Origin of the sequence: Micromonospora arborensis (assembly GCF_003205615.1) — a bacterium.
GTDB classification, from domain to species: Bacteria; Actinomycetota; Actinomycetes; order Mycobacteriales; family Micromonosporaceae; genus Micromonospora; species Micromonospora arborensis.
The window spans coordinates 110,244-132,382 of record NZ_PYBV01000021.1 but is presented as its reverse complement, the minus strand read 5'-3'; the positions used below and the strand labels follow the sequence as shown (position 1 = coordinate 132,382).

At 72.0% G+C, this 22,139-nt stretch carries 26 protein-coding genes; 12 read left to right on the top strand and 14 right to left on the bottom strand.

What is annotated here, in order from left to right:
• Complete coding sequence (locus C7C45_RS17900) at positions 1-642, top strand: A24 family peptidase (RefSeq protein WP_110564801.1); 642 nt, start codon at positions 1-3, stop codon at positions 640-642.
• Positions 643-809: 167 nt separating this feature from the next.
• On the opposite strand, the gene C7C45_RS17895 is transcribed toward C7C45_RS17900, so the two are convergent.
• From C7C45_RS17895 to C7C45_RS17875, 5 genes are all read right to left on the bottom strand, one after another.
• Positions 810-3,995: a UvrD-helicase domain-containing protein gene (locus C7C45_RS17895; protein WP_110564800.1), complete on the bottom strand. Its 3,186-nt coding sequence runs from the start codon at positions 3,993-3,995 to the stop codon at positions 810-812.
• Between the two features lie 61 nt (positions 3,996-4,056).
• Positions 4,057-5,304, bottom strand: a complete 1,248-nt coding sequence (locus C7C45_RS17890) for a metallophosphoesterase (protein WP_110564799.1) — start codon at positions 5,302-5,304, stop codon at positions 4,057-4,059.
• 11 nt (positions 5,305-5,315) lie between these two features.
• On the bottom strand, positions 5,316-5,570 hold the full coding sequence (locus C7C45_RS17885) for a MoaD/ThiS family protein (protein WP_110564798.1): 255 nt from the start codon (positions 5,568-5,570) through the stop codon (positions 5,316-5,318).
• 3 nt (positions 5,571-5,573) lie between these two features.
• Positions 5,574-6,587, bottom strand: coding sequence for a GTP 3',8-cyclase MoaA (gene moaA / locus C7C45_RS17880; RefSeq protein WP_110564797.1), 1,014 nt, complete (start codon positions 6,585-6,587; stop codon positions 5,574-5,576).
• Complete coding sequence (locus C7C45_RS17875; protein WP_110564899.1) at positions 6,584-7,495, bottom strand: fructosamine kinase family protein; 912 nt, start codon at positions 7,493-7,495, stop codon at positions 6,584-6,586. Before C7C45_RS17875 ends, moaA begins: the two co-directional genes overlap by 4 nt.
• A gap of 173 nt (positions 7,496-7,668) precedes the next feature.
• Here C7C45_RS17875 and C7C45_RS17870 point away from each other — a divergent pair, with 173 nt between their 5' ends.
• From C7C45_RS17870 to C7C45_RS17860, 3 genes are all read left to right on the top strand, one after another.
• Complete coding sequence (locus C7C45_RS17870) at positions 7,669-8,715, top strand: DUF4192 domain-containing protein (RefSeq protein ID WP_110564796.1); 1,047 nt, start codon at positions 7,669-7,671, stop codon at positions 8,713-8,715.
• A gap of 61 nt (positions 8,716-8,776) precedes the next feature.
• Positions 8,777-9,028: a hypothetical protein gene (locus C7C45_RS17865; protein ID WP_110564795.1), complete on the top strand. Its 252-nt coding sequence runs from the start codon at positions 8,777-8,779 to the stop codon at positions 9,026-9,028.
• Positions 9,025-9,423, top strand: coding sequence for a hypothetical protein (locus tag C7C45_RS17860; protein WP_110564794.1), 399 nt, complete (start codon positions 9,025-9,027; stop codon positions 9,421-9,423). Before C7C45_RS17865 ends, C7C45_RS17860 begins: the two co-directional genes overlap by 4 nt.
• 70 nt (positions 9,424-9,493) lie before the next feature.
• On the opposite strand, the gene C7C45_RS17855 is transcribed toward C7C45_RS17860, so the two are convergent.
• Together C7C45_RS17855 and C7C45_RS17850 are read right to left on the bottom strand one after the other, a co-directional pair.
• A complete protein-coding gene (locus C7C45_RS17855; protein ID WP_110564793.1) occupies positions 9,494-9,697 on the bottom strand; it encodes a DUF397 domain-containing protein in 204 nt (67 codons plus the stop codon).
• Complete coding sequence (locus C7C45_RS17850; RefSeq protein WP_110564898.1) at positions 9,685-10,434, bottom strand: DUF5753 domain-containing protein; 750 nt, start codon at positions 10,432-10,434, stop codon at positions 9,685-9,687. The genes C7C45_RS17855 and C7C45_RS17850 overlap by 13 nt, the downstream gene beginning before the upstream one ends.
• 200 nt (positions 10,435-10,634) lie before the next feature.
• On the opposite strand from C7C45_RS17850, the gene C7C45_RS17845 reads away from it, so the two are divergent.
• From C7C45_RS17845 to C7C45_RS17835, 3 genes are all read left to right on the top strand, one after another.
• Entirely contained in the window at positions 10,635-10,952 is a 318-nt protein-coding gene (locus C7C45_RS17845) for a hypothetical protein (protein ID WP_110564792.1), read from the top strand.
• 27 nt (positions 10,953-10,979) lie between these two features.
• Positions 10,980-11,198: a flavin reductase gene (locus tag C7C45_RS17840; protein WP_244200429.1), complete on the top strand. Its 219-nt coding sequence runs from the start codon at positions 10,980-10,982 to the stop codon at positions 11,196-11,198.
• A gap of 119 nt (positions 11,199-11,317) precedes the next feature.
• Positions 11,318-12,025: a GAP family protein gene (locus C7C45_RS17835; protein ID WP_110564790.1), complete on the top strand. Its 708-nt coding sequence runs from the start codon at positions 11,318-11,320 to the stop codon at positions 12,023-12,025.
• A gap of 15 nt (positions 12,026-12,040) precedes the next feature.
• On the opposite strand, the gene fdhD is transcribed toward C7C45_RS17835, so the two are convergent.
• Positions 12,041-12,907, bottom strand: coding sequence for a formate dehydrogenase accessory sulfurtransferase FdhD (gene fdhD / locus C7C45_RS17830; RefSeq protein ID WP_110564789.1), 867 nt, complete (start codon positions 12,905-12,907; stop codon positions 12,041-12,043).
• Between the two features lie 135 nt (positions 12,908-13,042).
• On the opposite strand from fdhD, the gene mobA reads away from it, so the two are divergent.
• The 3 genes from mobA (at position 13,043) to C7C45_RS17815 (ending at position 15,171) form a co-directional block, all read left to right on the top strand.
• Positions 13,043-13,720 (top strand): molybdenum cofactor guanylyltransferase, encoded by a 678-nt coding sequence (gene mobA / locus C7C45_RS17825; RefSeq protein ID WP_110564788.1) that lies wholly within the window; start codon positions 13,043-13,045, stop codon positions 13,718-13,720.
• Positions 13,717-13,983 carry a DUF6457 domain-containing protein gene (locus C7C45_RS17820; protein WP_110564897.1) on the top strand — a complete coding sequence of 89 codons (267 nt, stop codon included), beginning with the start codon at positions 13,717-13,719 and terminating at the stop codon, positions 13,981-13,983. The genes mobA and C7C45_RS17820 overlap by 4 nt, the downstream gene beginning before the upstream one ends.
• A gap of 81 nt (positions 13,984-14,064) precedes the next feature.
• Positions 14,065-15,171: a T3SS (YopN, CesT) and YbjN peptide-binding chaperone 1 gene (locus C7C45_RS17815; RefSeq protein ID WP_110564787.1), complete on the top strand. Its 1,107-nt coding sequence runs from the start codon at positions 14,065-14,067 to the stop codon at positions 15,169-15,171.
• A 90-nt stretch (positions 15,172-15,261) separates the two neighbouring features.
• Here C7C45_RS17815 and C7C45_RS17810 read toward each other — a convergent pair whose 3' ends face one another.
• Together C7C45_RS17810 and C7C45_RS17805 are read right to left on the bottom strand one after the other, a co-directional pair.
• Positions 15,262-16,215 carry a zinc-binding dehydrogenase gene (locus tag C7C45_RS17810; protein WP_110564786.1) on the bottom strand — a complete coding sequence of 318 codons (954 nt, stop codon included), beginning with the start codon at positions 16,213-16,215 and terminating at the stop codon, positions 15,262-15,264.
• 72 nt (positions 16,216-16,287) lie between these two features.
• Positions 16,288-16,752 (bottom strand): Lrp/AsnC family transcriptional regulator, encoded by a 465-nt coding sequence (locus C7C45_RS17805; protein ID WP_110564785.1) that lies wholly within the window; start codon positions 16,750-16,752, stop codon positions 16,288-16,290.
• Between the two features lie 59 nt (positions 16,753-16,811).
• Between C7C45_RS17805 and ddaH the strand changes: the two genes are divergently transcribed.
• Positions 16,812-17,645, top strand: a complete 834-nt coding sequence (gene ddaH, locus C7C45_RS17800; protein WP_341866496.1) for a dimethylargininase — start codon at positions 16,812-16,814, stop codon at positions 17,643-17,645.
• 67 nt (positions 17,646-17,712) lie between these two features.
• On the opposite strand, the gene C7C45_RS17795 is transcribed toward ddaH, so the two are convergent.
• Together C7C45_RS17795 and C7C45_RS17790 are read right to left on the bottom strand one after the other, a co-directional pair.
• On the bottom strand, positions 17,713-18,900 hold the full coding sequence (locus C7C45_RS17795) for an ABC transporter substrate-binding protein (protein WP_110564783.1): 1,188 nt from the start codon (positions 18,898-18,900) through the stop codon (positions 17,713-17,715).
• Between the two features lie 80 nt (positions 18,901-18,980).
• Positions 18,981-19,778: an alpha/beta hydrolase family protein gene (locus tag C7C45_RS17790; RefSeq protein ID WP_110564782.1), complete on the bottom strand. Its 798-nt coding sequence runs from the start codon at positions 19,776-19,778 to the stop codon at positions 18,981-18,983.
• A gap of 83 nt (positions 19,779-19,861) precedes the next feature.
• Between C7C45_RS17790 and C7C45_RS17785 the strand changes: the two genes are divergently transcribed.
• Entirely contained in the window at positions 19,862-20,464 is a 603-nt protein-coding gene (locus C7C45_RS17785) for a bacterial proteasome activator family protein (RefSeq protein WP_110564781.1), read from the top strand.
• Between the two features lie 8 nt (positions 20,465-20,472).
• On the opposite strand, the gene C7C45_RS17780 is transcribed toward C7C45_RS17785, so the two are convergent.
• Together C7C45_RS17780 and C7C45_RS17775 are read right to left on the bottom strand one after the other, a co-directional pair.
• Entirely contained in the window at positions 20,473-21,285 is an 813-nt protein-coding gene (locus C7C45_RS17780; protein ID WP_110564780.1) for a Cof-type HAD-IIB family hydrolase, read from the bottom strand.
• Positions 21,285-22,106 (bottom strand): HAD family hydrolase, encoded by an 822-nt coding sequence (locus C7C45_RS17775; RefSeq protein ID WP_110564779.1) that lies wholly within the window; start codon positions 22,104-22,106, stop codon positions 21,285-21,287. The genes C7C45_RS17780 and C7C45_RS17775 overlap by 1 nt, the downstream gene beginning before the upstream one ends.
• Positions 22,107-22,139: the final 33 nt, after the last annotated feature.

Genomic DNA, 22,139 nt, shown 5'->3' with positions numbered 1-22,139 from the left:
ATGTCGGCCGTCGCGCTGGTGCCGGTCGCGCTGCTCGGCGCACTGGTCGGCCTCGTCGTACCCCGGTTGGCCCGGCGCTTCACCGCTGCGTCGGCCCGGCACCGACCTCGGCGCGAAGCCCGGGTGGTGCTCAGTCCGCTACTGGCGGCCGGCGTCTTTGCCAGTCTCGCCGTCGCCGTGGGTGACGATCCCGGGCTGCCGGTCTTCCTCGCGGTCGCGGCGGTCGGTCTGGTGCTGGCCCGGGTCGATCTCGTCTGCCTGCGGCTGCCCGACCCGCTGGTCCTCGCGGCGGGGGTGGCGGGGCTCGGCGGCCTGGCCGGTGCGGCGCTGCTGTCCGGTACTCCGGGCCGGCTGGTCGGTGCGCTGGCCGGTGCCGGGGTCGCGGGCGCCGCGCACGTGCTGCTGGCCCTGCTGCCCGGGTCCCGGCTGGGCTTCGGGGACGTGAAGCTCGCCGCCGTCCTCGGCCTGCCGCTCGGCTGGCTGGGCCGGGACGCCCTGCTGGCCGGGCTACTCCTGCCGCATGTGCTGCACGGTGGCCTGGTGCTCGGTCTGCTCGTCACCCGGCGGGTGCGCCGCGACACCCTGCTGCCCCTCGGACCGGCCCTGCTGGCCGGCGCCTGGCTCGGTGTTCTCCTCGCCTGACGCGACCGGGAATCGCAGCCCATAGTCACCGAGCGTGCCATCGTCGGTGGCCAGCGCCGTAGTGAGCGATATACCTCAGAGGAATAACTATGACTCTGAGGTATATCGCTCATCGAGATGTCTCGGCCCGAACGCGCCACGCCGATGGCGCGCAGGCGTCGGGAGGCTCAGATCAACCGGAGCTGGCGGTCCTTGGGGCGACGTGGCTCCGTCTCACCGAACCGCTCGAACAGGCCCGGGTCGATGACGCCGAGGAACGGCGACGGGGCACAGTCCCGCTCCGCGCCATGGCGGGTGCGGCGGGCGGCGTGACTGACGTACAGCCGGTCCTGGGCCCGGGTCAGGCCGACGAAGAAGAGTCGACGCTCCTCGGCGACCGCGTCCTCGTCGGGTGTCGAACCTGGCCAGCGCAACGGCAGCAGGCCGTCCTCGACGCCGACCAGGAAGACCACCGGAAACTCCAGGCCCTTCGCGGCGTGCAGGGTGAGCAGCGTGACCGCCTCGGCGCGCGGGTCGAGCGCGTCCACCTCCGCGCCGGTCGCCAACTGGGCCAGGAAGGTCTCCAGGTCGTCGCCGCAGCGTCGGGCCAGCGGGGTCAGCAGGTCCACGGCCGAACGGACGTCCTCGGGGCGGACCGTGCTGCCGGCGCCGTCCAGGGTGGGCACCGCGAACCGTTCGGCGACCACCTGGCCGGCCAGCCGCACCCGGGCGGCCAGTGCGCCGGCCAACCCGTCGGCGTGCCGCAGCTCGCGGGCGATGGCCGCCACCCCGGGCCGGTCCCGCAGCCGGTCGTGTGAGCGCTTCTGCACCGGGATGTTGGCCCGGGTGAGGGCGTCGACGATCGGGGCGGCCTGCGCATCGGTGCGGTACAGCACGGCGATGTCGGAGAACGACAGCGACGTCGACCGGCCGTCGATGCGGCCCGTGTCCAGCGAACGGTGGGACAGCCCGCCGACCAGTTCGTCGACGGTCCGGACCACGAAGTCGGCCTCCTCGGCGACGGACGCTGCCGGGTAGCGCCCGACCAGCGGGGCCTCCGGGTCGAGCCGCGCCGGGTCCAGCCGCCGGCCACGAACCAGCGAGGACGGTGCGATGGCCTGCACGGCTGCGGCCAGGATGGGCGCCGACGAGCGGTAGTTGCGGTTGAGCCGGACCAACCGGGCGTCCGTGAAGTCCTCGGAGAAGCGCAGGAAGTAGCCGACGTCGGCACCCCGGAACGAGTAGATCGCCTGATCCGGGTCGCCGATCGCGCACAGGTTGCCGTCCGCCGGGCTGAGCAGCCGCAACAGCTCGTACTGCGTCGCGTCGACGTCCTGGTACTCGTCAACGAAGATCCACCGCCAGCGGTCCCGGTACCGTTCGACAAGCTTCCGGTCGGCCCGCAGCAACTCCACCGGCAGGGTGACCAGCTCGTCCAGGTCGACCAGATCCTGCTTGCGCAGCAGCGTCGCATAGCTGGCGATGTCGTCGCCGGCCTCGGACCGGGCTGCCGCCCGCTCGGCGTCGTCGGCGATGCGGAAGTCGGCCGGCAGGCCCGCCGCGTCGGCGTTCTCCCGCAGGATGGTCAACCCCAGCGCGTGGAAGGTGCCCACGGTGACGTCCTCGGCGACCGGGCCGAGCAGGCCGTCGAGGCGGTGCCGCAGTTCCTCGGCGGCCCGGCGGGTGAACGTGATCGCGAGGCAGTGCTCGGGAAAGACGTTCAGCTCCGCGCAGAGGTACGCGATCCGGTGGGTGAGCGTCCTGGTCTTGCCGGTGCCCGGCCCGGCCACGATGAGCAGCGGGCCGCCGGGCGCGGACGCGGCTACCCGTTGCATCGCGTCCAGTCGGTCCAGCAGGCCGGTGCCGACCTCCTCCATGCCGGAGAGCATCGGCTCGAACGGCTCGTGGGGGGACGGCGGCGACGCGATCGGCGGTGCGGGAGCCGGGACCGGCTTACGCTTCGGCTCGGCCTTCGCCGCCGGGCGCTTGGCCGTCGAGCGGGCCGGCGGCTCCGCGGGGCGGCGCTGCGCCGGCACCGGTACGTCGAACAGCGTCTCCTGCGCCGTGCCAGCGCCCAGCTCCGCCGGGTCGAAGAGCGTGATCACGCCGTACTCGCCGTCGTAACCCGGCACCCGGCGCACCTCACCTCGTCGTAGCCGCCCGATGCCCTCGGCGAGCAGCTCACCACCGGCCTGCGCGATGTCGGCCAACGGCGTCGTGGTCAGGATCTCCAGCTCGGGGCCGAGCGCGGCCAGTAGTTCGTTGAGTCGTCCCTCCACCTTCTTCGACCGGGCGCCCACCTTGTTGATCTCGCCGAGGATTTCGGCCAGCGGGACCAGGTGGGTGACGTCCCGGGCGTGCGCCGGCCGGTGCCCCGCCGGTCGGTCGGCCAGTTCCTCGATCCGGCTGAGGACGCCCACGGTGAGCGGTTTTCCGCACTCGGGGCATTGCCCGCCGGCCGCGCGGGTGCGCTCCGGGGACCAGTTGACCCCGCAGAGCCGGTGCCCGTCCGCGTGGTACTTGCCCTCCTCCGGGAAGAACTCGATGGTGCCGGCCAGGCCGTCGCCGGTCCGCAGCGCGTCCCGGACGGCGAAGTAGTTCCGCTCGGCGGTCAGCACGGTCGCCTCCCGGCCCAGCGCCGGCGGCGAGTGCGCGTCCGAGTTGGAGACCAGTTGATAGCCGTCCAGGTTGCCGACCCGCCAGTTCATCGCCGGATCGGACGAGAGGCCGGTCTCCACGGCGAAGATGTGGTCGGCCAGATCGGCGTAGCAGTCCGCGATCGCGTCGAAGCCGGACTTCGAGCCGAGCGCGGAGAACCACGGCGTCCAGATGTGCGCCGGCACCAGGAAACCGTCCGGGCTGGCCTCCAGGGTGATCTCCAGCAGGTCGCGGGAGTCCAGGCCGAGGATCGGCCGGCCGTCCGAGCCGAGATTGCCGATCCGCCCGAGGGCGGTGTTGAACCGGGCCACCGCGTCGAGATCCGGCAGGTAGATCAGGTGGTGCACCTTGCGGGTCCGGTCGTCCCGCTTGTAGATGGTGGAGATCTCCACGCTCAGCATGAACCGGACCGGGTCCGCGTCCGCCGTCCCGGCGAGTCGGGGCGGGAGCCGGCGGGCGACGTCCCGTTCCGCCTCGGCGTCGAGCCGGTACAGCCCTGGCTCGGCCGGGCGCAGGGTCTCCCGCAGGTGGTCGAACCAGGCGGGGTGCGTGAAGTCGCCGGTGCCGAGCAGGCCGATGCCCTTACGCCGGGCCCACCACGCGAGGTTCGGCAGGGTGAGATCGCGGCTGCACGCGCGCGAGTATTTCGAGTGGATGTGCAGGTCCGCGACGAATGGCGGGAGGCCACCGGGGGGTACGGCGCTGAACGGGGGCACGCCGCATCCTGTCACGCCCGCCGCGCCGGCCGCCCGCCGCCACGCGAGGACGTGACGTCCGCTATGCCGAGCGCAACTCGACCAGACTGATCTGCGGCTCCGCCCCGACCCGGACCGGCGGCCCCCAGAAGCCGGCACCGTTGGTCACGTAGACCTTCGTGCCGTCGACCTCGCCGAGCCCACTGACCACCGGCTGCTCCAGCCGAACGGCCAGGTTGAACGGCACCATCTGCCCACCGTGCGTGTGCCCGGACAGTTGCAGGTCGACGCCGTACCTGGCCGCCTCCACCGCCGCCAGCGGCTGGTGGGCGAGGAGCACCACGGGACGGCTCGGGTCGCGGTCACCGAGGGCGGCGGCGAAGTCCGGCCCGGCCGCCAGGCCGCTGTCTCCCGTCGCGTCCAGGTCGTTCACGCCGGCCAGGTCGAGCACGCCACCCCGGGCCTGGATCTCCTGTCGCCGGTTCTGCAGGACCCGCAGGCCGAGCCGGTCGACCTCCTGGACCCACTCCTCCACCCCGGAGTAGTACTCGTGGTTGCCGGTGACGAAGAAGCTGCCGTACCGGGAGCGCAGGTCCCGCAGGGGCGCCGCGGCCGGGCCGAGCTCGGCGACCGAACCGTCGACCAGGTCACCGACGACCGCGACCAGGTCCGCGTCGAGCCGATTGATCGCGGCGACGATCCGCTCGGTGTGTGCGCGGCCGCGCAACGGGCCGAGGTGGATGTCGGAGACGGTTGCGATGCGCAGGCCGTCCATGCTGCGCGGGAGCTTGGCGAGCGGGATCTGCACCCGGTCGAGGCGTGGCGGGCCGAGGGCGGTGCGTACGCCGTACCCCGTGATGCCGGTGGCGGTGAGGCCGGCGAAGATGGCCGCCCCGCGGGCCAGCAGCAGCCGGCGGGCCGGGTCGTGGTCCGGGGCCGCGACGGCGTCGGCGGACGGCGGCTCGGGTGGCCCGGCGGCGCCGACCAACACCGGTTCGGGCGCGGCGGTGGTCGGCTCGGCGGCGGTCAGCCGGCGGCGCAGCACCAGCCGGGTGACCAGCATCGGCACTTCCAGCACGATCAGGACGATCAGCAGGTAGAACATCAGCGCGAGCCACAGGTAGCCCGGCCAGGCGAGCCAGTAGTGCCCGGCCTGCGTCCCGGCGAGGGTGACCGGCACGAGCAGCGCCAGCACCAGTGCGGCGATCCCGCCGATCCGCCGCCAGCGGCCCGGGGTGGTGGTGTCCCGAACGAGGCGCTTCCACAGGTAGAGGTGGATGAGGCCGATGATCAGCGCCAGGACGGCCACGAACCCCAGAACCGCCAACATGTGCGCCTCCCTCAGCCGCCCGCGAACGGGGGCAGGACATCGATCGTGGCCCCGGCCGGCAGGGGTGCCTGACGATCATGACAGGTGACGCCGTCCACCAGGAAACTCGCCACCCGCAGCACGGCACCGAGTCGGTCGCCGTGTCGCCGCACCAACTCGGCCGTGAGGTCGTCGAGCGACCGGTCGGCGGGCATGACCTCCTCGCGGTGCCCGGCGGCGGCGCGGGCACCGGCGAAGTAGCGGACGGTCAGCGATGTCGGCTCCATGCCTCAACCTCCGATCGCGGACATCGGCCGGGTCGGTTGGAGGAAGGTCGGGTCGTCGATGCCGTGCCCGGCGCGCTTTCCCCACATCGCCGTCCGCCAACGCCGGGCCAGCTCGTCGTCGTCCGTGCCGGCGCGCAGCGCCGCGCGCAGGTCGGACTCCTCGGTGGCGAAGAGGCAGGCGCGGACCTGGCCGTCCGCGGTGAGCCGGGTGCGGTCGCAGTCGCCGCAGAACGGGCGGGTGACGCTGGCGATCACACCGACCCGCGCGGGGCCGCCGTCGACCAGCCAGGTCTCCGCCGGCGCGGCGCCGCGCTCGGCCGGGTCGGGGCTGAGATCGAAGACGGTACGCAGCGAGGTCAGGATCTCCTCGGCGGTGACCATCGTGTGGCGGTCCCAGCCATGCTGGGCGTCCAGTGGCATCTGCTCGATGATCCGCAGCTGGTAGTCGTGGTCGACGGCGAAGCGGAGCAGGGCCGGCGCCTCGTCCTCGTTGACACCGCGCATCAGCACAGAATTGATCTTCACCGGACTGAGCCCGGCGGCTGCCGCCCCGGCGAGCCCGGCCAGCACCGCGTCCAGGCGAGGACGGCGGGTGAGCGTGGTGAACCGGGCCGGGTCGAGGGTGTCCAGTGAGACGTTCACCCGGTCCAGGCCGGCCTCGCGCAACGCGGGTGCCAGCCGGTCCAGGCCGATGCCGTTGGTGGTGAGCGAGATGCGTGGGCGGGGTTCGAGCGCGGCGACCGCGGTCACGATGCCGAGCAACCCGGGCCGGATCAGCGGCTCACCGCCGGTGAACCGCACCTCGGTCACGCCGAGCCGCTCGACGGCCACCCGGACCAGCCGGACGACTTCCTCGTCGGTCAGCACCTCCGGGCCGGCCAGCCAGGGCAGCCCCTCGGCCGGCATGCAGTAGGTGCAGCGCAGGTTGCACTTGTCAGTGAGGGACACACGCAGGTCCCGAGCGACGCGGCCGTACCGGTCGACGAGGACGCCGTCGGTCCCCGGGGCGACGCTCACCTGTCGACCGTAGCGCGCTCGGCCCGGCCCAGGACGGCACGGGCGGTTTGGACGACCGCATCTCGGTAACCGCCGCCGAAGAGCGCGGTGTGCACGAGCAGCAGATGCAGTTGGTGCAGCGGCACCCGTTCGCGCCAGCCCTCCGGTAGCGGCCAACTTTCCTGATAGGCGGCCAGCACCCGATCCAGATAGGGGATGCCGCCGAAGAGTGCGAGCTGGGCCAGATCGGTCTCGCGGTGCCCGCCGTGCGCCGCCGGGTCGACAAGCCAGGCCCGGTCGAAGCCCCACAGCACGTTGCCCGGCCACAGGTCGCCGTGGATGCGTGCGGGCGGCTCGTCGCCGCCGAGCCCGCCGACCTGATCCATCACCTGCTCGACCAGCATGGCGTCGGCGCTGGTCAACGCGCCTCCGTCGACCGAGCGGCGCAGGTAGGGGGAGAGGCGTCGCTCGGTGAACCACGTCGACCACGGCCCGTCGGCGGGGGTGTTGTCTTGTGGAAGTGACCCGATGAAACCCGGCCAGGTCGCACCGAAGGCGGCTGAACCCGCCCGGTGCAGGTCGGCCAACTCCCGGCCGAAGCGTTCCGCGGCCTCCGGCGTCGGCTCGCCGGGCTCCACCCAGTCGAGCGCCAGCAGGTCGGGCAACGCCACGATCACCTCGGGTACGCCGACCGCGTCGGCCTCCCGCAGCCAACGGAGGCCGGCCGCCTCGGCGGCGAAGAAACCCTCCGGCGCCGGCCGCCCGGCCCCCTCCGGCCAGGACTTGGCAAAGACCGAGTGGCCGTCGTCCAGGGTGAGCCGAGCGGCGGCGCAGATCTGCCCACCGGCGACCGGCGTCTCCCGGATCCGCTGGTGGGTCCGGAAGGTCGGCAGGTGTGCCGGGTGTGCGCGCAGGTACGCCAGGTCCATCAGCGCACGGTAACCGCTCCCCACGACACCACGCCGCCGCCCGAGGACATCGGCTCTCTTTCGGGACCCGTGGGTGCGGGATGAGCAGGGAGAACACGCTGAGTAACTGTGGATAAGCCGCGTGTCGTCCACAGGGGCGGCGGAGCCGGGTCGGCCCGCCGCAGGCTTCCGCCATGACCTCGACCGAACGCCCCCAGCTCGCCGTCCGCTCGCCCGCCGACCTGATCGCCGCTGTGCCGTACCTGCTCGGCTTCCATCCCACCGACAGCGTGGTCGCCGTGGCGTTGCTCGGCCGGCAGATCATCTTCGCCGCCCGCGCAGACCTGCCCGACCCGTCGGCCGATCTCGTCGAGCGCGCCCGGCACCTGGCCGCCGTGATCCGCCGGCAGGGGGCGGATGCCGCCACCGTGGTCGGCTACGGGCCGCCCGACCGTGTCACTCCGGCCGTGGACGCGGTGCGCGCCGCACTGGGCGCTGCCGGCTTGGAGGTGCTCGACGCGCTGCGGGTGACCGAGGGCCGGTGGTGGTCCTACCTGTGCACCGAGCCCGACTGCTGCCCGCCCGAGGGGCGGCGCTACGACCCGGTCGCCAACCCGGTGACCGCCTCGGCGGTCTTCGCCGGCCAGGTCGCACTCCCCGACCGGGCCGCTCTCGTGGCGCAGGTGTCACCGGTGGACGGCCCGGCCCGGGAGGCGGCGAGCGCGGCCACCGCCCGCGCTCGGCTCCGACTGACCGAGTTGCTGGAACAGGCGCCCCCGGAGGACCTGCTCGGCAGCCGGACGATGTACTCCGCCGGGGTCGCGGCGGTCCGCGAGGCCCAACGTCGGCAACGCCGCGGTGAGCGGCTGGACGACGACGAGGTGGCCTGGTTGAGCCTGCTGATGACCCACCTGCCGATCCGCGATCACGCCTGGGAGCGCACCGACGGTCGGGACCGGGACATCGCCCTCTGGACCGACGTGCTGCGCCGGGCCGAGCCGACGTTGGCCGCCGCGCCGGGCGCTCTGCTGGCGTTCGCGGCCTGGCGTGCGGGGCAGGGGGCGTTGGCGGCGGTCGCGCTGGAGCGCACGCTGAGCCTGCACCCCGACTACTCGCTGGCCCTGCTGCTGGACGACCTGCTCCGGCGCGGCGTGCCCCCGTCCGAGCTGGACGGGTGGCCGTCGACGGGGATGCCCGGAGTGGTCCGGCCGCGCCGACGGAGTCGACGTGGCCGCCGCTGACCGCCCTCACCAGGTGCACGGTAATACCATCGGTGCTACCGAAATTGGTAGGCTGACGGACATGACCGTGAAGCGCTCCGTGAGCCTCCCCGACGACGTCGCGGAGTGGCTCGACCAGCAGCCCAACGTCTCGGCCGCGATCACCGCGGCGGTACGGGCGCAGATGGCCGCCGCGCACCTTCAGGAGGTGCTGCGCCGGGCTGGCATCGAGGTGACCGAGGCGGGCAGGGCGCGGTGGCGGGAGCGGCTGGCGACGCCCATTCCGGCCGACGCCCTGGCCGAAGGTCGTCGGATGTTGGGTCGTGCCGGATGAGCGATCGGATCGCGGCCGTGTTCGACGCGTCGGCGTTGACGGCCTACATCGAGGGCAACGTATCGGTGGGGGAGCTGATGCTGGAGGTCGCCGACGAGGGCCGGCAGGTGGCCGTTCCGGCCGCCTGTCTGGCGGTCGCCATCGCGGGCGCGGGCGACGAGGTTGGCGCCGCGCTGCTGGCCCTGATGGTGAGCGCCCCGATGATTTGCGTGCTGCCGCTCGATGCCGACGATGTGCGAGCGACGGGCACGCTGGCCCGCGCTGTCGGCGGGGACATCTCGCTCGGTCAGGCCGCCAGTGCGGCACTCACCCACGAGGCGCACTACGCGACCGCGCAGCCCAAAGCGGCGGCGAAGGTCCTCCCGGCCAACTGGAGCATCCTCGACCTGGCCTGAAGGGCGGCAGGGTGGTCGACGCCGACACCGCCGCGTCACCTGTCGCAGGCGGCCGAGCTGGACCAACGTGTCAGCCGACGGGGCCGATCTTCGTTGCCAGCCGGACGAAGCCCGCCCAGGCGGCCGGCCCGAACGTCAGCGTGCCGCCGTCGCGGTCCTTCGTGTCGCGGACCAGCACGACACCCGGCAGATTGTCGGCCACCTCCACGCACGCCCCACCGTTCGAGCTGCTGCGGGTGCTCTTGCGCCAACGGGCGCCGGTCAGGTCATCCATGCTCGCGCTCTCATCAGGTCGATGGTCAGGTCTCGCGGTAGCGCTAACGACCTCACGCTATCCCAGACGGCCCACAGCGGAGCAACGTCATTACTGAGGCGCCCAGCCGCCTGGTCGTCGAGGTAGCCGACATCCCCGCCGTCCGGGGTGCTGGCGATGACGAACGGGCCGGCCTGGCCGGGGTGGAGGCCGGCGGTCAGCGGGAGCACGTGGATCATCACGGCCGGCCGCTCGGCGAGCACGATCAGATGATCGAGTTGGTCGGCCATGATGTCGGGTCTTCCCCGGCGCAGCGCGGCCTCGTCGATGACGAAGACACTCAACGGTGGGCGAGGCCGATCGAACACGGCGGCCTGCCGGCGGAGGCGGGTTTCCACGTGTGCCTCCAGGTCGTCATCGGCCCAGAGCCCGCTGCTCAACACGGCCCGCGCGTACGCCTCGGTCTGTAGGAGACCGGGCAACACCGCGGACTCGTACCACCGGAGTCCCGTCGCTTCGCGCTCGATGTCCGTCCAGGGCCGGAACCACGCCGGCTCGCGCCTCTTGAACAGGTCGGGCCACAGGTCGCCCTCGTCGCGGCCGAGCACCTCCGCGACCTTTGACCGGTGACGAGTCTGCGGAATCCGTCCCGGGTTCGCCCACTTGGCCGCCGTCTTGGGATCCACCCCGATCTGGGCGGCGAGACTGTCGGCGGTCAGGCCGGATTTCGACATGGCGTCGGCGACTGCCCGGTTCATCCGCTTCTCCTCAAGTACGTCCGAGACGTCCACAAGAGATATTCCTACGCAGTGTATTCGGCTCGCAACCCTTGGCAGCGTGTGTCTGAGACGGCGTGACCGGCAGGGACTACCCGAGACCCGGCGGTCGCGTTCGTAACGGGGCCGCCTCGTGGGCGAGCACTCAGAGGCGGCCCCTCCCGAACGAGGAGGGGGAACCCATGCCGGACAAGTCGAAGACCACCGAAATGATCGGGACGATGAAGGCCGGCGACCTCGTTCGCCTGACCCGCGCCGCCAGCCCGCAGTTCGTCCGTCCAATCAACGTTCGGATCATTCGCGAACTGACCGACCGCCACACCTATCACGGATGGACCTGGATCGAGGCGTACGAGGTGGGACCGGACGGCTGCGCACGGGCCAAGCGGGAGTTGTTCGTGCTCCGCGAAGGGGTCGACCTGTTGCCATCCGGTCCGTCCGAGCCAACTCGCCCCGCGACCCGTCAGCAGGTCCGACGTCTCCCAGTGCGGGCTCGCTAGATGGCCGGCCGCTCGGAGCACGTGGCCATGAAGCCGGCGTGGCGCTGCCGAACCTGCGGGATCGCGTGGCCCTGTTCGGCCGCGAAGCTGCGCTTGCTCGGCGAGTATCGCGGTCGCCGCGACGAGCTGATCGAGCACCTGAGGCAGGTGCAGGCCGAGGCAACCGAAGAACTCACCGATCTGCACGGCGGCACACCTCCGGGCAACCTGACCGAACGTTTCACCGGCTGGGCCCAGGCCCGCTAGCCCGCCGACTCCGCGAGCCTCCGTCGAAGGATGTACGCGTTTCTCCTGATCGCGGCCGACTCGGCGGCGCAATCAAGGCCGGACACTGATTGCGTGTCCGCTCTTCGAACCGGTACGACATGACCGTCGCGTTGCTGTTGTCGCTGGCTGGGCTGGCGTTGATCGACAGCACCAGCATCGGCACCCTCTTCATCCCGGTCTGGTTGTTACTCGCCCCCGGGCCGGTCAACGCCCGACGGATCCTGGGTTATCTCGCCACGATCGCGGCGTTCTACCTCGCGGTGGGGCTGTTGCTGGTCTGGGGCGGCAGCAGGTTGGCCGACGCGCTGGGCGGCGCCCTGGACAACCGGGGTGTGCTCTGGGCGCAACTCGTCCTGGGCGTCGCGATGCTGGCGCTCAGCTTTCGCTACGACGGCAAACGGCGTCCCCGCACCGGTGGTGTGTTGCGGTGGCGGGACCGGGCCACCGCCGGTGACTCCTCGGCCCGCTGGTTGGTCGGGCTCGCGTTGCTCGCCGCACTTGCCGAGGTGGCGACAATGCTTCCGTACCTCGGTGCGGTGGGTCTGTTGGCCACCTCGGGGGTCGGCGCGGTGGCCGTGGTGGTGCTGCTCGCCGGATACTGCCTGGTCATGGTGTTGCCGGCGGTGCTGTTGCTGGCTGCCAGGGTGGCCCGTCCGGCGCTGGTCGAGCCGGTGCTGGCTCGCCTGAACGCCTGGATCGTCACGAAGGCGGGCAACGCGCTGGGCTGGATCCTCGGCATCGCCGGCTTTCTGATCGCCCGGGACGCCGCCGCGCGGCTGGAACTGTTCGACCTGATCGGTCGGTGACCATCCGCCCGCGGGTCAGGCGGGCAGTTCCATCGTGATCCGGTGCGGCCCGGTGTAGACGTTCATGGTCCGGCCGCGCAGGAAGCCGACAAGCGTCATCCCCGCCTCGTCGGCCAACTCGGCGGCGAGGGTGCTCGGGGCGGACACCGCCGCCAGCAGCGGCAATCCGGCCATCCACGCCTTCTGGGTCAGCTCGAAGCTGGCCCGGCCGGAGACCAGCAGCAGGTGCCCGGCCAATGGCAGGCGACGTTCCCGCACGGCCCAGCCGATCACCTTGTCCACCGCGTTGTGCCGGCCGACGTCCTCCCGGAGCACCACCAGCTCTCCGTCGGGGGTGAACAGACCCGCCGCATGCAGCCCACCGGTCCGGTCGAAGCCGCGCTGTGCGGCCCGCAGACGGTCGGGGAGTTCGGCGAGGAGCACTGCCGGCACGCTGAGTGGGTCGGCCGAGACCGGGAACAGCGACCGGGTGCGGACCGCGTCGATGCTGGCCTTGCCACAGACCCCGCAGGAACTTGTCGTGTAGAAGTTGCGGGACGGGTCGGTGGTCGGTTCCGGCACACCGGGGGCGAGCACCACGTCCACCACGTTGTACGTGTTCGGTGTCTCCGCGCCGGCACAGAGTTGCGCGGTGAGCACGTCGTCGGTCGACCTGATCAGCCCCTCGGTCAGCAGGAAACCGATGGCCAGATCCAGGTCGTCCCCGGGGGTGCGCATGGTGACGGCGAGCGGCCGTCGCCGACCGGGACCGGCCGCGCCGACCCGGATCTCCAGCGGCTCCTCCACCGCCAGGGTGTCCGGCCGACGGATGGCCCCGCGCCCGGCAGTCGCAGCGTCCAGGTCGATCCGGAGTACGCCCCGTCGATCAGTTGCCCGTCCCATCCCGCCATCCTCCACCCCGCACCGGCACGCCCGCACGGCCACCGGACATCGGGTACCCGCGAGCGCCGGCACGACCGAGCGCTGGCTGGACCGAGGGCCGGCACGACCGAGCGCCGGCACGGCTACGGTGACCGGGTGGGGACGTACGCCGCCGTGGTGCTCGCAGGTGGGTCCGCCCGACGGATGGGCGGGGTCGACAAGCCCGCGCTCCCGGTCGGCGGCCGGCCGATGCGTGACCGGGTTCTGGCCGCCGTCACCGATGCGACGCCACGGGTGCTGGTCGGTACGGCCGACGCCGTGCCGGCGGGCGTGCGGGTCGTCCGGGAGGACCCGCCCGGCGGGGGCCCGGTCGCAGCGGCGGCGGCCGGCCTGGCGCTGCTCGACTCCGACGCCACCCTGGTCGCGCTGCTCGCCGCCGACCTGCCGCTACTCACCCGGGCCGCGATCGGTTCCCTGCTGACCCACCTCGACCGGGAGACCATCGACACCGAACCGGCGGGCGGCGGCTCTGCTCCGGCACCGCCAGCCCGTAGCGGCCTCGGCGGCAGCGAGCGGGGGCCGGACGGGGCGTGCTTCGTCGACGGGGACGGACGGCGGCAGTCGCTCTGCGGTGTCTGGCGGGTAGCGGCGCTGCGGGCCGAGCTGGACCGGCTGACGGTTGAGCGGGGTGGCAACCTGGCCGGGGCCCCGGTCCGGGCGCTGCTGGCCAACCTCGTAGTACGGGAGGTCCCGTGGTCCGGCGACGGCCCGCCGCCCTGGTTCGACTGCGACACTGACGAGGACGTACGCCGGGCGGAGGAGTGGGTGCGATGACGGTGCTGGACGACTGGGTCACGGCGGTCTGCGCCGAGTTGGATCTGGACCCGGCCGGGGTGCCCGTGCCGGCGGTGCTGGATCTGGCCCGCGACGTCGCCCACCAGGTGCTACGGCCGGGTGCGCCGGTCACCGCGTACCTGCTTGGGCTGGCGGTCGGCCGGGGTGCCGACCCGGCGGACGCCGCGGCCCGGCTCAGCGCCCTGGCGGGCAGCTGGCCGGTCGAGCTGGGCGCGGACCCGGCGGATCCGACGGCCCGCTGACCGCTGTTGTCCGATCCCGGTCCGGGCTGATCGGGCTGCCGATGGGCGTGGGTAGGGTGATCGTGACGGACGGAGGCGATCATGACGGCTGACCACCCCTCGGCGCCGCAGGATGAGCTGCCCGGCGCTACGGCTGAGCCGGCAGAATCGATCCTGCTCGACGAACCCAGCACCACCGACCTGCGGGCGAAGGTGACCGAGGCGTGGCGGGAGTTCGCCCGGGCACTCGCCGTGCGGCTGCGGGAACTTCCGGTCGGCACGCACCTGGAGTTGACCCTGGACCCCACCGCCTCCGGGACCGGGGATGCCGTCTACTCGATCAGCGTCGACGTGAACGACGACGGTGGGCTGTCCGCCCGGGCGGTCGGAAACGCCGCCCTGCCGGCGGGTTACCGACTGGACCGCAGCGCGGTGGCGGACATGATCGCGCTTGGCTGGTCGCCACCCGGGGTGGTCGCCGGCTCCGGTGGTTCCTTCGGCCTGGACGCTACGACGGCCGAGTCGACCCGGATCGCCGCGCTGCTCTCCCGCACGCTGCGAGACGTCTATGGCGCCCCGCACCCGGCGTTCCTCGTCTATCTGGTGCAGGACACCGAGGGTGAGCCGCTGGCCGTGGACCCGCTGGGCACCGCGCGCAGCGAGTTCGGCCCGGACGCCGACGTCGAGGCCGACCTGGAGGAGGCGCTGGCGGAGGCCGCCGCCGCGCAGGTCGAGCGGGACGACGTGCTCGACCTGGCGGATCGGGTTCGGACCGTGGTCTCCACGATGCTGAAGTCGGACACCGACCGGTTGCAGATCGACTCGGACGGCGACATCACCATCCGCGCGGGCTCGGCGATGGTCTTCGTGCGGGTGCGGGACAACCCGCCTCTGGTGGACGTCTTCTCCCCGGTGCTCACGGAGGTGGAGCCGACCGAACGGCTCTACGTCAAGCTCTCCGAGTTGACCAACCGGATGCCGATCGGCCGCCTCTACTGCGCCGACGACACGGTCTGGGCGTCCATTCCGGTCTTCGGCCGCAACTTCCAGGCCACCCACCTCATGCTGGCGGTGCAGGTGATGACCGGTCTCGCCGACGAGTTGGACGACCGTCTGCACGGCGAGTTCGGTGGCAGGCGGTTCTTCGGCGAGGGCGACAAGCCGGTCCGGCGCGACGAGTCGGAGCACCGCACCGGCATGTATCTATAAGGCCTGTTTCATAAGAACTGGCCGGCCTGCGGCGGGCCCGGACCGCCGCCCGGACTCCGCCTCGGCTCGACCGCCCTTGTGAAACAGGCCTTAGACGTCCAGCAGGGTCTTGCCGACCGTCGCGCGTGCCTCGATGGCGGCGTGCGCGTCGGCGGCGCGCTCCAGCGGGAAGCGCTGGCCGATGAGCGGTCGCAGGCGGCCGGCTGCCGCGTCCGCCAGGGCCTGTTCGGTGTACGCCCGCAGTTGCGCGGGTGGCACGTCCGGTCGGACCAGGGTGACCTGCCGTTCCGTGGCGGCCTCGGGCGACACCGGGGACCACTGCCCGCTCGCCAACCCGAAGCTGATCATGCGGCCGCCCGGGGTCAGCAGGTCGAAGGCCGCTCGGGCCACCGCGCCGCCGACCCCGTCGAGCACCACGTCGACCCCGCCCAGCGCAGCACGGACGCGGTCGGCCCAGTCGGGCAGGAGGTAGTCGACCGCCAGGTCGGCACCGAGGCCGGGTAGCAGGTCCACCTTGCCCGGCCCACCGGCGACGCCGATCACCTGGGCGCCGGCCTGGTCCGCGAGCTGCACCAACAGGCTGCCCACGCCGCCCGCGGCGGCCTCCACCAACACCCGGTCACCGGGGCGGACGCCGACGGCCTGGACCAGCATGGTGGCGGTACGCCCGTCGGCGAGCAGCGCCACCGCCTCGTCCAGCGCCAACCCGGCGGGCACCTCGAACGGCGCGGCGGCGTCCACTGCCGCGCGTTCGGCGTATCCGCCGGATCCGCCGGTGGCGCTGACCACTCGCCGCCCGATCAGTGCCGGGTCGACGTCCGGCCCGACGGCGGCGATCAGCCCGCCCACGCCGTTGCCGGGGATCAGCGGTGGGGTGACCTGGAACGGCCCGGGGCGACCCGAGCGCTGCTGCGTCTCGACGAAGGTGATGTTCGCGTGCGCGACGTCGATCAGCACCTGACCGGGGCCGGGCGTCGGGTCGGGCGCCGCGTCGGGCACCAGCGCCTCGGGTCCACCGAACTCACGTAACCAGACTGCTCGCATGACATCCCCTCGACTGTGGTGGGCGGCCCGCCCACGCTTCGGGCCAGTCCATCTCCTCAACCTGGGTTGAGGTCAAGGGGTGCGGGTGGACGGGCCCACGCCGGGGGACTCGACCAGCCGGGACAGCACGATCGTGCTGCGGGTGGAGGTCACGAAGGGCTCGCCACGCAGCCGCTCCAGCGCCGCCTCCAGGTGGGCGATGTCGGCGGCGCGCAGGTGCACGAGCGCGTCCGCCTCCCCGGAGACGGTGTACGCGCCGACCACCTCCGGGTGTCGCCGGGTGGCCACACCGATCTGCGCCGGGGTGGTTCGTCCGGCGCAGAACAGCTCGACGAACGCCTCGGTGGTCCAGCCGACGGCGGCCGGGTCAACCACGGCCGTGAATCCCCTGATCACACCGGTGGCGCGCAGTCGGTCGACGCGACGCTTGACGGCCGGGGCGGAGAGTGACACCCGGGTACCGATGTCGGCGTACGACGCACGGGCGTCGGCGACGAGTAACGCAATGATCCGCTGGTCTACCGCGTCTATCTGCAACGTTCCGCCTCTGGGAAGCAACGGTTGTGGCTGTTACCAAAGTTCCACGGTACCTACTCTTGGTGACCGTGAACCAGCAGCGAGTCCCGCGAAAGCGGACATATCTCATGTGCTCGCCCGAGCACTTCGCGGTCGAGTACGCGATCAACCCGTGGATGGACGTGACCACCCCGGTCGACCGGGACCTGGCCGTCAAGCAGTGGGACCGGCTGCGCGAGACGCTTGTCGGCCTCGGCCACGAGGTGCACCTGCTCACCCCCGAGCAGGGCCTGCCCGACATGGTCTACGCCGCAAACGGTGCCTTCATGGTGGACGGCACCGCGTACGGCGCACGGTTCAAGCACGAACAGCGGGCCGCCGAGGCCGCCGCCCACCACGCCTTCTACGAGTCGCAGGGGTGGCGGTTCATCGCGCCGAGCGAGACCAACGAGGGTGAGGGCGACTTCGCGTACGTCCCGGAGACGCACGGCGGGCTCATCCTGGCCGGCCACGGCTTCCGCACCGAGATCCCGGCGCATGCCGAGGCGCAGGAGGCGTTGGGGCGGCCGGTGGTGTCGCTACGTCTGGTCGATCCCCGCTTCTACCACCTGGACGTGGCGTTGGCGGCCATCGACGACTCGAACGTCGTCTACTTCCCGGGCGCGTTCTCCGCGGCCAGCCAGCGGGTGCTCACCCAACTCTTCCCGGACGCGGTGATCGCCGACGACGAGGACGCTCTGGCCTTCGGGCTCAACCTGGTCAGCGACGGCGCGAACGTGGTGCTCAACAGCGAAGCCGCCCGGTTGGCCGGCAAGCTCAAGGCCGCCGGCTACACACCGGTCCCCGTCGAGCTGGCCGAGCTGAAGAAGGGCGGCGGCAGTGTGAAGTGCTGCATCGCCGAACTGCGGCACTGACCCACGAAGGCCCCGGGGCCGGCCTCCCAGTGGGAGACCGGCCCCGAATCGTGCTGCGGGCGGGCGTTCAGCCCAGTGTGGCCAGCTCGTTGATCAGCACGTTCGACATGACCTGGCCATCGCGCTGCACCTCCCGCAGGTACCACTTCTGCTGCGGGGTACGCGGCTGGTTGAACTGCCAGATGCCGCGCGGGCTGTCGATCTGACCGAGCTTGCCGAGGGCCAGGTTGACCTGCTGCGAGTTGGGCGAGCCGCCGGCAAGCTGGATCGCCTGGTCGAGCACCTGCGCCGCGTCGTACGACGCCATGGCGTAGGTGGTGGGCGTGACCTGGTGCTTCTTCCGGTAGGCCGAGGCGAAGACCCGGTTGGACGTGTTGTTCAGGTCGGCCGAGTAGTTCAGCGCGGTCTGGATGCCCAGCGCGTCTTCCTTCAGGTTCTCCAGCACGGTGCCCTCGGTGAGGAAGCCGGGTGCGTAGATCGGCCCGGAGAACTTCTCCCGCAACTGCTTGATGAACTCGACCGCGGCTGCTCCGGCGAAGAAGCAGAAGACCGCGGTGGGCTTCTTGGCCAGTGCCTTGGTGATGTCCGAGGAGTATGTCGTCTTGCCGGGGGTGTTGGTGGGGTTGGTGTAGGTCACCGGGTCACCGATGCGCGGGTCGCTCGCGCCGAACGCCTGCCGGAAGCCGCGCACCACGTCGGGGCTGCCGACGTTCTCCGGCATGATGATCGCCACGCGGCCGTTCGCCGGCAGTTGGTCACGCAGGTAGCCGCCCAGCGCCCGGCCGGCCTCATCGAGCACGTACGACGTGCGCCAGATGTAGAAGACGCTCTGCAGGCTGCTCGGCGAGGCGTTGGAGCCGATCAGCGGGACCCGGGCCTGCTCAACGGTGTCCCGGATGCCGACCATCACCGCCGAGTTGACGACCCCGGTGAGCGCCAGCACGCCCTGCTTGAGCAGGCCGTCGACGGCTGCCTTGCCGGTCTTCGCGGTGTCCCCCTCGTCGGCGGTCAGCAGCTCCACCGGGTGGCCGCCCAGCCGCTTGTCGTGCAGGTCGAGGAAGAGCTGGAAGCCGTTGATGATCTCGTCGCCGATGCTCTTGAAGCCACCGGCCTGCGGCGTGATCAGGCCGATCTTGATCGGGCTCGCGTTGGTGGTCGGCTGGGGATCGGTGTCGGAGCCACACCCGGCGACGAAACCGGTGGTACCGAGCGCGGCCAACAGCTGGAGCGCCCGCCTGCGATTCATCTGCGACACCGAGTTCCTTCCAAGGAGCGTTGCAGGGCCGAACACCGCCCCTCCGGCGTTCTACCTGGTCCGCGACGCTGCGTCAACGGCTAGTGATGATCGTGCAAGGACCGCAACGCCTGCAGGACTTGAGGCCAGGCGGCAGACTCCGGGTCGATCAGCCCGAAATGCTCACATCCGGGCAGCTCAACAAGGGAAATATCGGAACCTGCGGTAGTCGCCGCAGCGACGAAGTCCCGGCTCATCTCCGCCGGAACCTGTTGATCCTCGGAGCCGTGTAAAACTACTGTCCGTGTCCGGATGGGTACCAATGATCGTGGATCCGCTGCCGCGTACCGATCCGGGACCTCGGCCGGGCCGCCGCCGAGCAGCGCGGCCACCGCACCGGAGTCCAGATTCCGCCGGTACGCCTCACCCAGGTCCGCCACCGGGGCCAGAGCGAGCACTCCGCCCACCGTCGCCGGGGCGGTGGCCGCCACGTACAGCGCCAGATGGCCGCCGGCGGAATGCCCGATCAGAATCGGCGGGGCCAGGGTCACCCGGTCGGGCAGCGCCTCGGCGGCCAGCACGGGCAGCTCGGCCACCCCGGTCAGCACGTCGGTCAACGTGCCCGGCCAACCACCTCCCGGTTGGCCGGTCCGCCGGTATTCCACCTGCGCCACCGGGTAGCCACCGGCGGCGAGCGCGGCAGCCAGCGGGCCGGTGTGCCGCCGGTCGTACTCGAACCGCCAGAAACCACCGTGCAGGACGACGACCAGTGGCCGCGCCGGGCCGACTCCCGCCGGGAACCGCAGGTCGGCCACCTGATCCGGGTGGTCGCCGTACGCCACGGTCCGATCGGGCTCCGGTGCGGGCCGGGTCAACACGGCGCGCGGGTCGGCAGACATGGCGCGACGGTAGCGCGCCCCGCCCGGGTGTTTTGGCCCGGTAGCCGGTCCCGGGCGCCGCGGGTCGAGCCCGCTGAGTAAAAATGGACCTCATGACCGACGCGCGCTCAGCTGGACAGACCGACGAGCCCGGCTCCGACGACTCCGGCCACCCCGGCACCGTTGTGGTGGTCGGCCCGGACGGCCGGCCGATCGGGACGATGCAGACCGACGAGGGTCAGGGTGAGGACCCGACTCGCCTGGTCGAACAGCCGGCGAAGGTGATGCGGATCGGCAGCATGATCAAGCAGTTGCTGGAGGAGGTGAAGGCCGCGCCCCTCGACGACGCCAGCCGTAACCGGATGCGCGAGATCCACGAGCGGTCGATCGTCGAGCTCAAGGAAGGCCTCGCCCCCGAGCTGCGTGACGAGCTGGAGCGCATCTCGCTGCCCTTCGCCGAGGACAAGGCCCCCAGCGAGAGCGAGTTGCGGATCGCGCACGCCCAGCTCGTCGGTTGGCTGGAGGGCCTGTTCCACGGCATCCAGGCGGCCCTGGTGGCCCAGCAGATGGCCGCCCGGGTCCAGCTGGAGCAGATGCGCGGTGGCCGGCAGGCGCTGCCCAGCGGTCCCGGTGGGATGGTGCCCGGGATGCCGGGCATCGGCCAGCCGGGCGCTGGTGAGGGCCACAGCACCGGTCAATACCTCTGACCGTCGGCTCAGTCCACCCCGAAAACCTTCTCCAGGTACGCCGCCACGCCGTCCTCGGAGTTCGTCGTCGTCACCTCGTCGGCGACCGCCAGGACGGCGGGGTGCGCGTTGGCCACCGCCACACCGCGCCCGGCCCAGCTCAGCATCGGCACGTCGTTGGGCATGTCGCCGAAGGCCAGCACGTCCGCCGCGCTGACCCCGAGCCGGTCGCAGTACCAGTCCAGCCCGGCGGCTTTGGTCACTCCGGCCGCGGAGATCTCCACCAGACCGGAGGAGGACGAGTGCGTGGCCTCGGCCAGCCCCACCACCGCTGCGGCGATCAGCTCGACGAAGGCATCCGGGTCCTGCTCGCCGGCCCGCGCGAGTAGCTTCACCGCCGGCACCGAGAGCAACTCCTCCGGCGTCTCGATCGGTCGGATGCCGGCGGGGTCGACGTCCCAGCGCAGCGGGTAGTGCGCCTCGTGCCGCATCTCCCGGCTGTCCAGGATCTCCACGGCGAAGCTGATGCCGGGCACCTCGGCACGCAGCCTCCGGGCCACCTCGGCCAGGTGGTGTGGCGCGAGCGGGTCGGCCCGCAGCACCTCATCGTCGACCGGGTCGTAGACCACCGCCCCGTTGGCGCAGACGGCCGGCAGTGGCTCGGCCAGTTGCTCGTACACCATCTTGAGCCAGCGGACCGGACGGCCGGTGACCAGGACGACCGGCGTGCCTCGCGCGGAGATCCGCGCGAGCACGTCGGCGGTGCGCGGGCTGACGGTGTGGTCGTCGCGGATCAGCGTGCCGTCGATGTCGGTGGCGATCAGGCGGGGCGTCTCTCCCATCACCGGGACAGTAGCCGGTCCAGATACACCGCCACGCCGTCGTCGTCGTTGCGCAGGGTGATCTCGTCGGCGACGGCCCGCAGGGCGGGGTGCGCGTTGGCCACCGCCACCCGGGACCAGCCGGCCCACTCGAACATCGGCAGGTCGTTGGGCATGTCACCGAAGACCAGGACGTCGGCCGGGTCCACCCCGAGGCTCTGCGCCACCACCGCCAGTCCGGTCGCCTTGTCCACCCCCGGCGGGCAGATCTCGATGAAGCCGAGCCCGGCCTGGGTGAGGGTGGCGACCTGCGGCGGGACGATCCGGCGGGCCACCGCCAGCAGCTCGTCCACGTGGTGGTCGGCGGTCCGGGCGAACGCCTTGATCACGTCGCAGGAGAGGCACTCCGCGCGGCTGCGCGCCTCGAACCGGTCCTGGTAGGGCCAGCTCTCGTGGTAGTCGCCCCAGAGCGGGGCGTCGTGCTCGTCGGACGCCTCGACCATCACGGTCAGCGGGCCGACTTCGGCCTCCAGGTCGGCGAGCAGCCGGGCCAGCACCTCGGCGGGCAGCCGCTCGTCGCGGAGCACCAGCGGGCCGCTCGGGTCGCTCTGGTCGACCACCCGTCCGCCGCCGGCCAGCACCAGGAAATCGGCGGCGCGGATGTCGTTGCGGGTCAACTCGGTGAGCCGAGGGCCGCGACCGGTCGCGCCGACCACCGGGATTCCGGCGGCCCGCACCCGGTCGAGCACCCCATGGGTGTACGCGGAGACGGTGTCATCGCTGCGGACCAGCGTCCCGTCGAGGTCGGTCGCGATCAGCTTGGGTAGTCCCGGGCGGGTCATCGTTCCTCCTTCGCCCGCCGCCGTCGCACCGCC